The sequence below is a fragment of the Luteimonas dalianensis genome (assembly GCF_049339425.1).
Classification (GTDB): domain Bacteria; phylum Pseudomonadota; class Gammaproteobacteria; order Xanthomonadales; family Xanthomonadaceae; genus Luteimonas; species Luteimonas dalianensis.
This window is the reverse complement of sequence record NZ_JBMPPO010000005.1, coordinates 13,857-28,188: the sequence shown is the minus strand read 5'-3', so window position 1 is coordinate 28,188 and position 14,332 is coordinate 13,857. Positions and strand designations below refer to the sequence as shown.

Below are 14,332 nucleotides of genomic sequence, written 5' to 3'. Positions count from 1 at the left end.
CGCCGTGACCCGGCCAGCGACGCCATGCAACTGACCCTGCTCAAAGCCAAGATCCACCGCGCCTCGGTGACCCATGCCGAACTGCATTACGAAGGTTCGTGCGCGATCGACGGCCGCCTGCTCGACATCTCCGGCATCCGCGAGTACGAGCGGGTCGAGATCTACAACATCAACAACGGCGAGCGCTTCGCGACTTATGCGATCCGCGCCGAGGAAGACAGCGGGATCATTTCCGTCAACGGCGCGGCCGCGCACAAGGCGCAGCCCGGCGACCTGGTGATCATCTGCGCCTACGGCGCGCTGGACGAGGCCGAGGCGGCGAAGTTCAAGCCCACCCTGGTCTACGTCGACCGCGAAAACCGGCTGACCCACACCAACGATTCGATCCCGGCGCAGGCGGCCTGAGATGGTTGCGCCGGATCCGGCGTCAACCTTGTCACCGCATGCGCGCCGGCTGTCGGCCACGCGCATTGCCGACCTGCTGGCGGTCGAGCCGGGCCGCATTGGCGACCTGTCCCTTCGGGTCGGCCCGATCCACGCCAGCTTTGCCCGCCAGCGCTACGACCGCGAGGCCGTTGCGGCGCTGCTGGCGCTGGCCGGTGAGGCCGGGCTGTCGGCCGCGTTCCGCGCGCTGTTCGACGGGGAAAAGGTCAACCGCTCCGAAGACCGCCCGGCGCTGCACGTTGCGCTGCGGTCGGCGCCGGGTTCCTCCGTGGTGGCGCGGGATGCCGGCGCGCTGGCTGCCCAGGTCCGTGAGCGGATGGCGGCGCTGGTGGAATCGCTGGCCGCTTCGGGCGTGAGCGACGTGATCAATGTGGGCATCGGGGGCTCGGATCTCGGGCCGCGGCTGGTGGTGGACGCGCTCAGGGACTTCCACGACGGCCGCTTGCGGCTGCACTTCCTGGCCAACGTCGACGGCGGCGATGCGGCGCACTTGTTGCGTGATCTGGATCCGGATCGCACCGCGGCGATCCTGGTGTCCAAGAGCTTCGGCACCCAGGAGACGCTGCTCAACGGACGCATCCTGCGCGACTGGCTGGGCGGTGCGGAACGGCTTTATGCGGTCAGTGCCAACGTCGCGAAGGCGGAAGAATTCGGCGTGGCCGCCGAACGGGTGCTGCCGATGTGGGACTGGGTCGGCGGACGCTTCTCGCTGTGGTCGGCGGTGGGCTTCGCGATCGCGCTGGCGGTGGGAATGGAGCGCTTCGGGGAGCTGCTGGCCGGTGCGGCGGAGATGGACGCGCACGCGCTGCAGGCCCCGCCGGAGGCGAACCTGCCGATGCTGCATGCGCTGACGGCGGTGTGGAACCGCAACGCGCTCGGGCTGCCGACGCAGGCGGTGCTGCCCTATGACGGGCGCCTGGAGCTGCTGCCGGCCTATCTGCAGCAGCTGGTGATGGAGAGCCTGGGCAAGGCGGTGACGCCCGGCGGCGAGCCGGTGGCTGTGGAGACGGTGCCGGTGCTGTGGGGCGGGGCGGGGACGAATGCGCAGCATAGTTTCTTCCAGGCGCTGCACCAGGGGACGCAGGCGGTGCCGGCCGATTTCATCGGGGTGGTGAATCCGGCCCACGGGTATGCGGAAAGCCATGCGGTGCTGCTGGCGAATCTGCTGGCGCAGGCGCAGGCGCTGGCGAACGGGTTCGAGTCTTCCGATGTCCAGAAGGCGCATCCGGGCAACCGGCCTTCGACGATGCTGCTGCTGGATGCGCTGACGCCGCGTTCGCTGGGGGCGCTGATCGCGATGTACGAGCACAGTGTGTATGCGCAGTCGGTGCTGTGGGGGGTGAATGCGTTCGACCAGTGGGGGGTGGAGCTGGGCAAGCGGATTGCGGGTGAGCTGTTGCCGGCGGTGAAGGGTGGGCGGGCCGATGTTGCAGATCCGGCCACTGCTGCACTCCTTGCCGAGATCCATTCGCGGCGGGAATAGGTCTGGCGCCCCGTCGTTTTTTCTTGCGGGGGAAGGCCCTTTGGGTTCGCTGGCTTCGGAGGGACGCCGCGCCCTGCCAGCAGGGGTATCGCTTTTCGCGCGGCGGGACATCCTGTCCCGACGCGCGCGCAATACATCCATGTATTGCTTGTCGCGATACCCCTGCTGGCTGGGCGCGGCTCACCCGGGCGTTCAGGTCGGCGCTTTGGTGAGATGGGTCGCGGGCTCTTGCACTGCCCCGGGTTACGGCTGGGTCATTGTGGTTTGCGATAATCTCGCCTGATCAGGAAGCGGGGACGGCCCCGCCTCTCCACTTCACCCGGGGACGGCCCCATCTTTGAATGGAGGCTTTTCCATGTCCTGGGCCATCCTGTTTCTTGCCGGGCTGTTCGAGGTCACCTGGGCCGTTGGCCTGAAGTACACCGAGGGGTTCACCCGGCTGTGGCCGAGCGTGGGCACGGTGGCGGCGATGGCGGTGAGTTTCTACCTGCTGGCGGTGGCCATGCGGTCGCTGCCGCTGGGCACGGCCTATGCGGTATGGGTGGGGATCGGCGCGGTCGGTACCGCGATCCTGGGGATCGTGCTGTTCAACGAGCCGGCCAACGCCGGGCGACTGGTGAGCCTGGGGCTGATCCTGGCGGGGATCATCGGCCTGAAGCTCGCTTCGGGACAGTGAGCGGCTGATCCCGGTGCAGGGGCGCGCCATGCGCGCTCCTACGCGCTGGGCGGCCAGGGCCAGGAGTTGAGGACGGTGCAGAACAGGCGGGCGGTCTGTTCGGCGTCGTAGATCGCCGAGTGCGCCTCGGCGGCGTCCCATTCGAACCCCGCCGCCTGCACCGCGCGGGCCAGCACGGTCTGGCCGTAGGCGACGCCGCCCAGGGTGACGGTGTCGAAGACGCTGAAGGGGTGGAACGGGTTGCGCTTGTGGCCGCAGCGGGCGACGGTGGCGTTGAGGAAGTTGAGGTCGAAGTGGGCGTTGTGGCCGACCAGGATGGCGCGCTGGCAGCCGTGCTTCTTCACCGCGGCGCGGATCGGGGCGAACACGTGGTTGAGGGCCTCGCGCTCGGGCTTGGCCATGCGGAAGGGGTGATCCAGGTCGATGCCGGTCACTTCCAGCGACTGCGGGTCGATCTGGGTGCCTTCGGCCGGCTCGACGTGGGTGCTGGAGGTTTCGCCGAGGATGTAGCGGCCGTCTTCGTCCAGGTCGATCGGCACCACGGCGATCTCGAGCAGGGCGTGGCGGTTCCAGTCGAAGCCCCCGGTCTCCACGTCCACCACCACCGGCAGGTAGCCGCGGAAGCGGCGGGCCATCGGGCTGGCGGGCTGGGGCGTGGAGTCGCTCATGCGGGCCGCGCTCAGCCGGCGCGGCCGGAGAACTCGCCGCTGGTGGTGTTGACCAGCACGCGCTCGCCGGTGGCGATGTATTCGGGCACCTGGATCTCGATGCCGGTGCTCAGCCTCGCCGGCTTGGGCCGCTTGGTGGCGGTGCCGCCCTTGAGCTCGGGCGGGGTCTCGACCACTTCCAGGGCCACGGTCTGCGGCAGCTGCACGCCCACCGGCAGGTCGTCGATGATCTGCACGTGGCAGCCGCCAAGGCCGTCGGTGATGTAGCCGGCGGCGTCGCCGACCACGTCGGCATCGAGCGTGTAGGGGGTGTAGTCCTCGTCGTCCATGAACACGAAGGCCTCGCCGTCGCGGTAGGAATAGCTGGCCTGGCGGCGCGACAGTTCGACTTCGCGCAGGTCGTCGTCGGCGTCGAACGAGGCGTCGGCCTTGGTGCCGCCCGGCACGCTGTACATGGTGAAGCGGAAGCGCACGTTGCCGCCGCGGCCCTGCGGCGAGCTGCGTTCGATGTCGCGGATCTGGTAGACGCCGCCGCCGTGTTCGACGACGTTGCCCTTCTTGATGTCGCTGGCTTTCATCGGATGCTCACTTGGGCGCCAGGCGGACGGCGCCGTCCAGGCGGATGGTCTCGCCGTTGAGGTAGCGGTTGCCGAGGATGTAGCCGACCAGGTCGGCGAACTCGGCCGCACGGCCCAGGCGGGAGGGGAAGGGGATCGAGGCGCCCAGTGACTGCTGCACGTCCTCGGGCATGCCGTCGACCATCGGGGTGTGGAAGATGCCCGGGGCCACGGTGTTGACGCGGATGCCGAAGCGGGCCAGCTCGCGCGCCATCGGCAGGGTCATGCCGACCACGCCGCCCTTGGAGGCGGAGTAGGCGGCCTGGCCGATCTGGCCCTCGTAAGCGGCCACCGAGGCGGTGTTGACGATCACGCCGCGCTCGCCGTCCTCACCGGCTTCGTTGTGCTGCATCACCGCGGCGGCGGCCTTGGCGACGTTGAAGCTGCCGACCAGGTTGACCATCACCGTGGAGGAGAACTTGCCCAGCGGCATCGGCCCCTCGCGCCCGAGCACGCGGCCGGCGCCGATGATGCCGGCGCAGTTGACCGCGGCGTCGATGCCGCCCAGGAACTCCTTCGCCGCCTCGACGCTGGCGGCCACGCCGTCCTCGTCGGTGACGTCGGTGCGGATATAGCGCGCCTTGCCTTCGCCCAGCGCGGCGACCGCGGCGGCGCCCTTGTCGTCGTTGACGTCGAACAGCGCGACCCTGCCGCCGTTTGCCACCAGGTGCTCGGCCACGGCCAGGCCAAGGCCGGAAACGCCGCCGGTGACGATGGCGCGGATGTCGGAAAGCTGCATGGGCGCTCCTGCGTTGGAAAGCCCCGCATTCTACCCGGTCGCGGATGCCGGCTGCGGCGCGGCGATGCGGTGTTCGAGCTCGCTGGGCGTGAGTCCGGGGGCGAACAGGAAGCCCTGGCCCACCTGCACCCCGAGTTCAAGCAGGAACTGCCGCTGCGCCTCCGATTCCACCCCTTCGGCCACCAGGCCCAGGCCCAGGCTGCGGGCGATGCCGGCGATCGCCTGGCATACGGCGACGTCGGAATGGTTGCGCGGCACTCCTTCCACGAACAGCTGGCTCAGCTTCAGGCCCTGGATCGGCAGCCGCCGCAGGTAGTTGAGCGCGCTGTAGCCTTCGCCGAAGTCGTCGATGGTCAGCAGGATCCCCATCTCGCGCAGCTCGGCGAAGGCGTGCAGGGTGTCCGCCGAGTCCTCGATCAGGGCGCGTTCGGTGAACTCCAGCTCCAGCGCGCTGCCGGGCAGCCCGAACTCCTCCAGCACGTCGCGCACGGTGCCGGCCAGGTCGTCGCCGAGGAACTGGCGGTAGGAGACATTCACCGCCACCCGTACCAGGCCGTGGCCGGCGGCCCGCCACTGCGCCACCTGCTTGCAGGCCTCGCTCAGCACCCAGCGGCCGATGCGAACGATGTCGCCTGTGGTTTCGGCGTGGCCGATGAAGTGATCCGGACGCATTTCGCCCAGCTGGCGGTTGCGCCAGCGGATCAGCGCCTCGGCGGCGACGATGGTGCCGCGGCGCATGTCCACCTGCGGCTGGTAGACGAGGTGGAACTCGCCGTTGTCGACCGCCCGCCGCAGCTGGGTTTCCAGCCGCAGCCGATCCTCGCGCGATTCCTCCAGCGTCGGCGAGTACAGCTGCCAGCCGTTGCGAACCCGGCGCTTGCTGTCGTACATCGCCGCGTCGGCATTCTGGATCAGGGTCTGTGGCCGGTCGCCGTCGTGCGGCGCATGGGCGATGCCGATGCTGGCGGTGACGTGGAACTCCTCGCCACCCAGCCGGAAGGCCGGCTCGAACGCGTCCAGGATCCGCTGTGCGACCGCTTCGGGCAGCGCGTCGTCGCCCTCGGGGTGGCACATCACCAGGAACTCGTCGCCGCCGAAGCGCGCCACCAGGCCGTCGGTGGCCACCGACATCGCGATCCGCCGGGCCGCCTCGCGCAGCAGGCTGTCGCCGGCGGAGTGGCCCAGGCCGTCGTTGACCATCTTGAACCGGTCCAGGTCGATGTACAGCACCGCCAGCCGCGCCTGCGCCGGGTCGTCCATGCGTTCGCCCATCTCGCCCAGGATCGCGTCGCGGTTGAGCAGCCCGGTCAGCGGATCGGTTCGCGCCTGCACCCGCAGGGTCTCCTCGGCCTGCTTGCGCTCGTGGATGTCCTGCACGGTGCCGGTGATGCTGATGTTCGCCGACTCGTCGGTCTCCGCCTCGCCGATGATCCGCAGCCACAGCGGCAGGCCGTCCTGGCGCCGGCCCTGCAGCTCCAGGTCGATCGGGCGCGCGTGCTCGGCCGCCGCCCGCAGGGCATCGCTGAAGCGCACCTGGTCGCCCAGGCCCAGGCAGGCCAGCAGGCCGGCCATGTTCGCCGGCGGGGCCTCCTGGCCGAGGATGCGGATGGCCTCGTCGGTCAGGTACAGCGCGTCGCGGCCGACCTCCCATTCCCAGCCGCCGATCCGGGCCAGGGCCTGGGCGCGGCCGAACAGCGCGCTGTCGCGCTTGAGCCGGGTGACGTCGCTGAACAGCGAGATCACCTGGTTCGGGCTGCGCCCGCCCGGCGAGAACAGCGGAACCGTGGTCACCGACAGCCAGCGCAGCCGCCGCTCGGGCTTGTGGTACAGGCCGATGACCGTGCTTTCAGTGGCCTGCCCGGTACGCAGGGTGCGCTGGATCGGCAGGTCGGCCACGCTGATGCGGTGGCCGCCCTCGTCGAGCAGCGTCCAGGTGTCCGGCTCGGGGAACCGGCGCAGGCTGTCTTCCTGCTTCACGCCCAGGATGCGGATGGCCGCGGCGTTAACCTGGAGCAGGTTGCCGTCCGCGTCCTGCACCATGACGCCCTTGTCGATCACTTCCAGCAGCTGTCCGTAGCGAAGCTCGGCCTCGCGCCGGGCGCTCAGGTCGCGCGCCACCGCCACCACGCAGCGGCGGCCTTCGTGCATGAAACCCGCCGAATGCACCTCCACCGGGAACCGGGTGCCGTCAGCGCGCATGTTGGTGACCTCGATCACGTAGGTCGCGCCGCGGTGCAGGGTTTCCAGCACCGGCTTCATGTGATCCTTGGGCAGATCCGGATTGAGCAGTTCGATGGGCTGGCCGACGGTCTCCTCGCGCGAACGCTTGTAGGCGGCCATGCCGGCCTTGTTGAGATCCAGCACGATGCCGCGTTCGTCGAGGATGCTGACCGGGTCGGGAACCGCGTCGAACAGCGCCCGGTAGCGCAGCTGTGCGCTTTCGGCATCGCTGGCGGTCGCTTCCAGGGCGTCGCGCGCCTGGCACAGGAGCGTCCGCAGGCCGGCGGGCAGGGCCGTGTCCCGGCAGGCGGCGGCCAGCGCGGACGCGATCCGCTGCGGCTCGTCTGCGGAACTGTCGCTGGCAGGCGCTGCGCCGGGTGGCCTGTGGCTCATCTCATTGCACGTCCGTGCCCGCCATCGCGCGGCCGACGCGGCTGGAGGTCTGGCGGCCGAGCACGCCGGCCAGCCATTGGCCGGTGGCCGCCAGCGCGTCCAGGTCGATGCCGGTTTCGATGCCCATGCCGTGCAGCATATACACCACGTCCTCGCTGGCCACGTTGCCGCTGGCGCCGCGGGCGTAGGGGCAGCCACCGGTGCCGGCGACCGCCGCGTCCACCACCGCCACGCCTTCCTCCAGGCACGCCAGGATGTTGGCCAGCGCCTGCCCGTAGGTGTCATGGAAATGGACGGCCAGCGCCGGTATCGGAACCTCCCCGGCGACCGCCCGCAGCATGGCCCGCGCCTTGCCGGGCGTGCCCACGCCGATGGTGTCGCCCAATGAAATCTCGTAACAGCCCATCTGGTGCAGGGCACGGGAAACGCGGACGACATCGGCCAGCGGCACCTCGCCCTGGTAGGGGCAGCCGAGTACGGTGGAGACATACCCGCGCACGCGCACGCCGTCCTCGAGGGCGCGCGCCAGCACCGGTTCGAACCGGGCCAGGGACTCCTCGATGCCGGCGTTGATGTTGGTGCGGTTGAAGGCTTCCGATGCCGCGGTGAACACGGCGATCTCCTCGACCCCGGCCTCGCGGGCGCGGTCGTAACCGGTCTCGTTGGGCACCAGCACGGGATAGGCGACGCCGGGGCGGCGCTGGATGGCGGCGAACACCTCGGCGGCATCGGCCAGCTGCGGCACCCACCTGGGGCTGACGAAGCTGGTGGCCTCGACCGTCTTCAGCCCGGTGGCCGAGAGCCGGTCGATGAGCTCCACCTTGGTCGCGGTGGGCACGATCGCCTTCTCGTTCTGCAGCCCGTCGCGCGGGCCGACCTCGACGAGCCTGACGGCGGCGGGCAGGCGGCTCATGCGGAAGCGTCCGGTTCGGGCTCCAGCACGGCGAGCACGGCGTCCGCCTCCACGAACTCGCCGTCGCTGGCGCGCACTTCGGCGAGGATGCCCGCGCGCGGGGCCCGCAGCGTCAGCTCCATCTTCATCGCCTCCATCACCAGCAGCTCCTGGCCCTCTTCCACGGCGTCACCGGCGGCTGCCCGCACCAGCACCACGCGGCCGGGCATGGGCGCGCGGATCCGGCTGTCGCCGGTTTCCCCGCCATCGCCGGCGGGGCGGAACGGCGAATCAAGCTCCAGGCGCAGCCGGCGGCTGCCGTCGTGGATGATCACCCGATCCGCGTCGGTATCGACGCGAAAGCGCTTCGAACCGCCGTCGATGCGCAGCGACAACTCGCCGGCTTCAAGGCGCGCGCCGGCGACCTGGATGTCGCCGTCACCGGCGCCGCGCAGGCGGTAGCTGCCGCCGCTGCCGGAGGCGTGCACTTCATGGCGCGCGTCGCCGGCCTGCAGGATCAGCAGGCGCTCGCCCGCGTGCCCCAGCCGCCAGCCGTCGGCGATGGCCCACGGCGAATCCGGCTCGACCGAACGCCGGGCTGTTTCGCCGGCCGCGTGCTCCTGGCGGAGCAGCTCGGCGGTGGCAGCCGCGGCGAGGACGGCCGGGGAGGGAGGCCCGTCCGGGGGCATGAACTCGTCCGGATTGCGATCCAGGTAGGCGGTGTCGATGGTGGCCTCGACCACGGACGGATGCCGCGCCAGCCGCTCCAGGAAGGCGATGTTCGATTTCGGGCCCTCGACCAGGCAGGCGGCCAGGGCCTCGCGCAGGCGGGCGAGGGCGGCGGGGCGGTCGCGATCGTGGACGATCAGCTTGGCGATCATCGGGTCGTAGAAGATGGTGACCGTGTCGCCTTCGACCACGCCCGAGTCGATCCGCACGTGTTCCGACGGCCGCGGCAGGCGCAGGCGCTCCAGGCGCCCGGAGCCGGGCAGGAACCCGGCCTCGGGATCCTCCGCGTACAGCCGCACTTCGATCGCGTGCCCGTCCTGCGCAATCGCATCCTGCGCCAGCGGCAGCGGCTCGCCCGCGGCCACCCGCAGCTGCCACTCCACCAGATCCAGGCCGGTCACCATTTCGGTCACCGGGTGTTCCACCTGCAGCCGGGTATTGATCTCCATGAACCAGAAGCCGCCGTCCGGGGCGACGATGAATTCGACCGTGCCGGCGTTGACGTAGTCGATCGCCCTGGCGGCCAGCACCGCGGCTTCGCCCATGCGCGCGCGCAGCTCCGGGGTCAGGAACGGGGAGGGCGACTCCTCCAGCACCTTCTGGTAGCGGCGCTGGGCCGAGCACTCGCGCTCGTTGAGGTGGATGACGTTGCCATGGCTGTCGCCGAACACCTGGATCTCGATGTGCCGCGGCGACTCGATGTAGCGCTCCAGCAGCACCCGGTCGCGGCCGAAGGCGCTGGCGGCCTCGCGCCGGCAGCTTTCCAGCGCCGGCAGGAACTCGTCGGCGCCGCGCACGATGCGCATGCCCTTGCCGCCGCCGCCGTGGGCGGCCTTGATCATCAGCGGGAAACCGATGCGTCCGGCTTCCCGCGCGAGCAGCTCCGGCGACTGCTCCTGGCCGGTGTAGCCGGGCACCACCGGCACCCCGGCGGCTTCCATCAGCTCCTTGGCGCCGGCCTTGCTGCCCATCTTCCGCATCGACGCCGCCCCGGGGCCGATGAAGGCGATGCCGGCGGCCTCCACCGCTTCGGCGAACTCCGCGTTCTCGCTGAGGAACCCGTAGCCGGGGTGGATGGCCTGGGCACCGCTCTGCCTGGCGACCTCCAGGATCGCGTCGCCGCGCAGGTAGCTGTCCTGCGGCCGCGGCCCGCCGATCGGCCAGGCTTCATCGGCCAGTCGCACGTGCTGCGCGTCGGCGTCCGCCTCGGAGAATACGGCGACGGTGCGGATGCCCAGCCGGCGCGCGGTGCGGATGACCCGGCAGGCGATCTCGCCGCGGTTGGCAATCAGGATCGTGTCGAACATGTCAGTTGATGGCCCATGCGGGAGCACGTTTGTCGAGGAATGCGGCCAGGCCTTCCTGGCCTTCGGGGGACACCCGCAGCGCAGCGATGAGATCGGCGGTGGCGGCGTCGAGGGCGTCGCGATCCACGTGCGCCTGCACCGAGCGCACCAGGGTCTTGGCCTGGGCGGTGGCGACCGGGCCGGCCTTGAGCAGCAGCGCCACCTGGCGCTGCACGGCGTCGTCGAGCCCATCGGCCGGAACCACTTCGTGCAGCAGGCCCATCCGCTGCGCTGCACCGGCATCGAACACCTCGCCGGTAGCGAACCAGCGCCGCGCCTGGCGGGAACCGATCGCGGAGATCACGTAGGGCGAGATCACCGCCGGCAGCAGCCCGAGGCGGGCTTCGGTGAGGCCGAACTTCGCCCCTTCCGCGCCGATGGCGATGTCGCAGCAGGCGACCAGGCCGACGCCGCCGCCCAGGGCCGCGCCGTGGACGCGGGCGATGGTGGGCTTGGGCAGTTCGTCGAGCGCGCGCATCAGGCGTGCAAGCGCGAGCGCGTCGTCGCGGTTGGTGGCCTCGTCGGCCGACGCCATGCCGCGCATCCAGTTGAGGTCGGCGCCGGCGGAGAACGAACGGCCGCTGCCTTCAAGCACCACCACCCGCACCTGCGGGTCATCGGCAAGCCCGCCCAGGGCCGAAGTGAGGGCGCTGATCAGCGCGGCGTCGAACGCGTTGTGCAGCTCGGGCCGATCCAGGCGCAGCCGTGCAAGCGGGCCTTCGCGCGTGATCGTGAGGGCGTCTGGCATGGGCGGCGGCTCGTTTTCGGGTGGCCGGCCATGATACCGGTTCGCCCCGGGCCGCTCAGTGGCGGGTGCCGCCCCGCTTCGGGCCGCGGCGCATGTCGCTGGTGGGCGTGACTTCCACACTCAGGCTGAAGCTGCGCTCGTCGCCGGGGAACATCGCGCCCACGCCGACCACCTGGCGATTGATTTCCTTGCCGGCCTCGTCGCGCACCACCATCACCACCGAGTATTCCCAGGCGCCGCCGTCGGCGGGGTGGCGGATGGTGCCTTCGACCTGGAGCGCGTTGCTGGACTGGGCCGCGGCCTCGGCTGCCGCCTCGGCCGGCGTGTCGAAGCGGAGGTAGTGCCGGCACGACGGGCAGCGCACCGAGCTCTGCAGGATCGTGGTCTTGCAGTGCGGACAGGTGCGCGTGGCACCTGCCGCACCCGGCCGGCCGTTGCTCACGAGACGGCTTCGGTTTCCGCCCTGGCGCCGGCCTTCGCGTCCTGCTTGCCGCCCTTGCTGCCGCCACGGGCGTCGCTGTCGTCCCAGCCGCACTCGATGTGGCCACGGATGCGCGAGCCGGCGGCGACGGTGAGCGTGCCGGCCTTGAGGTCGCCGTTGAGCATCGCGCTGTCGAGCAGCTCCACCCGCTCGGCCGATTCGATGTTGCCTTCCAGATCGCCCGCGACGGTGACCTTCTCCGCGCGCACCCCGCCGTTGAGCTTGGCGCCGCGCTCGATGGTCAGGTCGCCCTTGACGTTGACGTCGCCCTTGAACTGGCCGGCGATGCGGACGTGGCCGGTGCCCTCGATCTTGCCTTCGATGGTCAGGTTGGCCGCGATCAGCGACTCCTTTGCGGCGGGCGCGGACTGGCGCTGTTGCTGCTGCGGCGGAGCCGAAGTGGGATTGAAGTCGGCCGCGGCCGGACGTTCGTCACGGCGCGGCGCCTGCGCGGGTTCTGAAGCGAACGGAGCCGCGTCCTTCTTCTGCGGGCTGGACGAGGGGTTGAAGATGGCCATGACGGAACTCCTGGAGCTGGATGCGGAACGGGGACAGGAACACCGGCCGCAGGCGGCCAGCGCGGCAACGACGGGGGTCGTATCCCACCGAGCCTAGCACGGAGTCATGGCGCCCCGGCTGTGACGCAATGCCCCGAACCCGAACCCCGTGCTACATCCTGAAGACCCCGAAGCGCGCCGGCTCGATCGGCGCATTGAGCGAGGCCGACACCGCCAGCCCCAGCACCCGGCGGGTATCGGCCGGGTCGATGATGCCGTCGTCCCACAGCCGTGCGGTGGCGTACCACGGGCTGCCCTGGTGCTCGTACTGCTCGCGGATGGGCGTCTTGAAGGCCTCTTCCTCGTCCGCGCTCCATTCCCCGCCCTTCGCCTCGATGCCGTCGCGGCGCACGGTGGCCAGCACGCTGGCGGCCTGCTCGCCGCCCATCACGCTGATGCGCGCGTTGGGCCACATCCACAGGAACCGTGCGCCGTAGGCGCGCCCGCACATGGCGTAGTTGCCGGCGCCGAAGCTGCCGCCGATGACCACGGTGAACTTGGGCACGCTCGAACACGCAACGGCCGTGACCATCTTCGCCCCGTCCTTGGCGATGCCCGCGTTCTCGTACTTGCGCCCGACCATGAAGCCGGTGATGTTCTGCAGGAACACCAGCGGGATGCCGCGCTGGTTGCACAGCTCGATGAAGTGCGCGCCCTTGAGCGCGCTCTCGGAAAACAGGATGCCGTTGTTGGCGACGATGCCCACCGGGTAGCCGTGCAGGTGGGCGAAGCCGGTGACGAGCGTCTTGCCGTAGCGCGCCTTGAACTCCTGGAACTGGCTGCCGTCGACGATGCGCGCGATCACCTCGCGGATGTCGAACGGCCGGCGCGTGTCCTTCGGCACGATGCCGTAGAGCTCTTCGGCCGGATACAGCGGTTCGGTCACGTCGCGCAGCGCGAGCGGGATCGACTTGCCGCGGTTGAGGCTGCCGACGATGTCGCGCGCGATCTGCAGCGCGTGGCGGTCGTCTTCGGCGAAGTGGTCGGCAACGCCCGAGACCGATGTGTGCACGTCGGCGCCGCCGAGCGATTCGGCATCCACCACCTCGCCTGTGGCCGCCTTCACCAGCGGCGGGCCGCCGAGGAAGATCGTGCCCTGTTCCTTGACGATCACCGACTCGTCGCTCATCGCCGGCACGTAGGCGCCGCCGGCGGTGCACGAGCCCATCACCACGGCGACCTGGGGAATGTTCTCCGCGCTCATCCGCGCCTGGTTGTAGAAGATGCGTCCGAAGTGCTCCCTGTCCGGGAACACCTCGTCCTGCAGCGGCAGGAACGCGCCGCCCGAATCGACGAGGTAGATGCAGGGCAGGTTGTTCTCGCGCGCGATCTCCTGCGCGCGCAGGTGTTTTTTCACCGTCATCGGGAAGTAGGTGCCCCCCTTGACGGTGGCGTCGTTGGCCACGACCACGACCTCCTGGGCCATCACCCGGCCGATGCCGCAGACCATGCCCGCGGCGGGCGCGGCGCCTTCGTACATGTCCTCGGCGGCGAGCGGGGCGATTTCCAGGAACGGCGAGCCCGGATCCAGCAGCGCGCTGATGCGGTCGCGCACCAGCAGCTTGCCGCGGGCTTCGTGGCGCTCGCGGGCCTTGTCGCCGCCGCCGTCCGCGGCCCGGGCCAGGCGCCGATCCAGCTCGGCCACCAGCGCGCGGTGCCAGGCGGCGTTGTCGGCGAACTCCTGCGAGCGGGGATCCAGGCGGGAACTGAGTGCGGGCATGCGGCGGCCTCGACCGTGCGACGGGGCGCACAGGATACCTGCTGGCCCGCCGGACGCAGGAAGGCCCGCCGAAGCGGGCCTTCCCGGTGAAGCACGGAGTGGCTGCGATCAGTCGTCGCGGCGAAGCTCGTCGGCTTCCTCGCGGGCACGATCGGCGGCCCGCTCCATGGCGTCGGAGGTGGACTCGGCGGCGCGCGCCGCGGCATCCGCGCCGTCGGCGGCGGCTTCGCGCGTGGCGTCGCCCGCGCGCTCGGCGGCGGCGGCCGCGTCATCGGCGGCGCGGTCGGCCGCTGCTGCGGCGTCGTCGGCCGCGGCGCGGGTGCGGGCTGCGGCTGCGTCCGCGCTTTCGGAGATCGCGGTGCCGGTGTGGTCGAGGGTTTCGGCGGCGGAGGCGCGCGCGCGTTCGGCGGCGGCGGCTGCGTCGTCGGCTTCCTGGCGGGAGGTGGCGGTGTCCTGGCAGGCGGCCAGGGTCAAGGCGCCGGCGGCAAGCAGGGCAAGGGCGGTCTTGTTCATCGTGATGGGGCCTCGTGGGTTGTGTCGCCGACCAGTGTTGGGCGCGGGAGGTGAATGCGCCGTGCAAATGCGGAGGGGCGCTTTGCTGCCGTTCAAAAAAAGGAGC

The 14,332-nt window shown here is 70.7% G+C and carries 14 protein-coding genes; 3 read left to right on the top strand and 11 right to left on the bottom strand.

Annotation, left to right across the window (positions count from 1 at the left end; genetic code table 11):
• Positions 1–24 precede the first annotated feature (24 nt).
• The 3 genes from panD to sugE all read left to right on the top strand — a co-directional run bounded on the left by panD (position 25) and on the right by sugE (position 2,603).
• Positions 25–405, top strand: a complete 381-nt coding sequence (gene panD / locus ACOZ90_RS08360; RefSeq protein ID WP_422893433.1) for an aspartate 1-decarboxylase — start codon at positions 25–27, stop codon at positions 403–405.
• A gap of 1 nt (position 406) precedes the next feature.
• Entirely contained in the window at positions 407–1,927 is a 1,521-nt protein-coding gene (gene pgi, locus ACOZ90_RS08355; RefSeq protein WP_422893202.1) for a glucose-6-phosphate isomerase, read from the top strand.
• Between the two features lie 355 nt (positions 1,928–2,282).
• The gene (sugE, locus tag ACOZ90_RS08350) at positions 2,283–2,603 is read left to right on the top strand and encodes a quaternary ammonium compound efflux SMR transporter SugE (RefSeq protein ID WP_422893201.1); all 321 of its coding nucleotides are present in this window, start codon (positions 2,283–2,285) and stop codon (positions 2,601–2,603) included.
• A gap of 38 nt (positions 2,604–2,641) precedes the next feature.
• Here the strand turns inward: sugE and rnt are convergent, their stop codons facing one another.
• From rnt to ACOZ90_RS08295, 11 genes are all read right to left on the bottom strand, one after another.
• Positions 2,642–3,271, bottom strand: a complete 630-nt coding sequence (gene rnt / locus ACOZ90_RS08345; protein WP_422893200.1) for a ribonuclease T — start codon at positions 3,269–3,271, stop codon at positions 2,642–2,644.
• An 11-nt stretch (positions 3,272–3,282) separates the two neighbouring features.
• Positions 3,283–3,849 carry an elongation factor P-like protein YeiP gene (gene yeiP / locus ACOZ90_RS08340; protein WP_422893199.1) on the bottom strand — a complete coding sequence of 189 codons (567 nt, stop codon included), beginning with the start codon at positions 3,847–3,849 and terminating at the stop codon, positions 3,283–3,285.
• 7 nt (positions 3,850–3,856) lie between these two features.
• Entirely contained in the window at positions 3,857–4,627 is a 771-nt protein-coding gene (locus tag ACOZ90_RS08335; protein ID WP_422893198.1) for an SDR family NAD(P)-dependent oxidoreductase, read from the bottom strand.
• A 30-nt stretch (positions 4,628–4,657) separates the two neighbouring features.
• Entirely contained in the window at positions 4,658–7,240 is a 2,583-nt protein-coding gene (locus ACOZ90_RS08330; RefSeq protein WP_422893197.1) for a sensor domain-containing protein, read from the bottom strand.
• Position 7,241: 1 nt separating this feature from the next.
• On the bottom strand, positions 7,242–8,153 hold the full coding sequence (locus tag ACOZ90_RS08325) for a hydroxymethylglutaryl-CoA lyase (RefSeq protein WP_422893196.1): 912 nt from the start codon (positions 8,151–8,153) through the stop codon (positions 7,242–7,244).
• Positions 8,150–10,168, bottom strand: coding sequence for an acetyl/propionyl/methylcrotonyl-CoA carboxylase subunit alpha (locus tag ACOZ90_RS08320; protein WP_422893195.1), 2,019 nt, complete (start codon positions 10,166–10,168; stop codon positions 8,150–8,152). The genes ACOZ90_RS08325 and ACOZ90_RS08320 overlap by 4 nt, the downstream gene beginning before the upstream one ends.
• Position 10,169: 1 nt before the next feature.
• Positions 10,170–10,955 carry an enoyl-CoA hydratase-related protein gene (locus ACOZ90_RS08315; protein WP_422893194.1) on the bottom strand — a complete coding sequence of 262 codons (786 nt, stop codon included), beginning with the start codon at positions 10,953–10,955 and terminating at the stop codon, positions 10,170–10,172.
• 55 nt (positions 10,956–11,010) lie between these two features.
• Entirely contained in the window at positions 11,011–11,397 is a 387-nt protein-coding gene (locus tag ACOZ90_RS08310; RefSeq protein ID WP_422893193.1) for a hypothetical protein, read from the bottom strand.
• Positions 11,394–11,954, bottom strand: coding sequence for a bactofilin family protein (locus ACOZ90_RS08305; RefSeq protein ID WP_422893192.1), 561 nt, complete (start codon positions 11,952–11,954; stop codon positions 11,394–11,396). The genes ACOZ90_RS08310 and ACOZ90_RS08305 overlap by 4 nt, the downstream gene beginning before the upstream one ends.
• Before the next feature lie 151 nt (positions 11,955–12,105).
• Positions 12,106–13,713 (bottom strand): carboxyl transferase domain-containing protein, encoded by a 1,608-nt coding sequence (locus tag ACOZ90_RS08300; RefSeq protein ID WP_422893191.1) that lies wholly within the window; start codon positions 13,711–13,713, stop codon positions 12,106–12,108.
• Positions 13,714–13,821: 108 nt separating this feature from the next.
• The gene (locus ACOZ90_RS08295; RefSeq protein WP_422893190.1) at positions 13,822–14,226 is read right to left on the bottom strand and encodes a hypothetical protein; all 405 of its coding nucleotides are present in this window, start codon (positions 14,224–14,226) and stop codon (positions 13,822–13,824) included.
• Between the last annotated feature and the right edge of the window lie 106 nt (positions 14,227–14,332).

Bases quoted from the DNA above. Each gene is read 5' to 3' on its own strand.
- panD (WP_422893433.1), top strand. From the start codon at position 25: ATGCAACTGACCCTGCTCAAAGCCAAGATCCACCGCGCCTCGGTGACC.
- ACOZ90_RS08300 (WP_422893191.1), bottom strand. From the start codon at position 13,713: ATGCCCGCACTCAGTTCCCGCCTGGATCCCCGCTCGCAGGAGTTCGCC.
- ACOZ90_RS08330 (WP_422893197.1), bottom strand. From the start codon at position 7,240: ATGAGCCACAGGCCACCCGGCGCAGCGCCTGCCAGCGACAGTTCCGCA.
- ACOZ90_RS08320 (WP_422893195.1), bottom strand. From the start codon at position 10,168: ATGTTCGACACGATCCTGATTGCCAACCGCGGCGAGATCGCCTGCCGG.
- yeiP (WP_422893199.1), bottom strand. From the start codon at position 3,849: ATGAAAGCCAGCGACATCAAGAAGGGCAACGTCGTCGAACACGGCGGC.
- ACOZ90_RS08315 (WP_422893194.1), bottom strand. From the start codon at position 10,955: ATGCCAGACGCCCTCACGATCACGCGCGAAGGCCCGCTTGCACGGCTG.
- ACOZ90_RS08305 (WP_422893192.1), bottom strand. From the start codon at position 11,954: ATGGCCATCTTCAACCCCTCGTCCAGCCCGCAGAAGAAGGACGCGGCT.
- rnt (WP_422893200.1), bottom strand. From the start codon at position 3,271: ATGAGCGACTCCACGCCCCAGCCCGCCAGCCCGATGGCCCGCCGCTTC.
- ACOZ90_RS08335 (WP_422893198.1), bottom strand. From the start codon at position 4,627: ATGCAGCTTTCCGACATCCGCGCCATCGTCACCGGCGGCGTTTCCGGC.
- ACOZ90_RS08295 (WP_422893190.1), bottom strand. From the start codon at position 14,226: ATGAACAAGACCGCCCTTGCCCTGCTTGCCGCCGGCGCCTTGACCCTG.
- pgi (WP_422893202.1), top strand. From the start codon at position 407: ATGGTTGCGCCGGATCCGGCGTCAACCTTGTCACCGCATGCGCGCCGG.
- sugE (WP_422893201.1), top strand. From the start codon at position 2,283: ATGTCCTGGGCCATCCTGTTTCTTGCCGGGCTGTTCGAGGTCACCTGG.
- ACOZ90_RS08325 (WP_422893196.1), bottom strand. From the start codon at position 8,153: ATGAGCCGCCTGCCCGCCGCCGTCAGGCTCGTCGAGGTCGGCCCGCGC.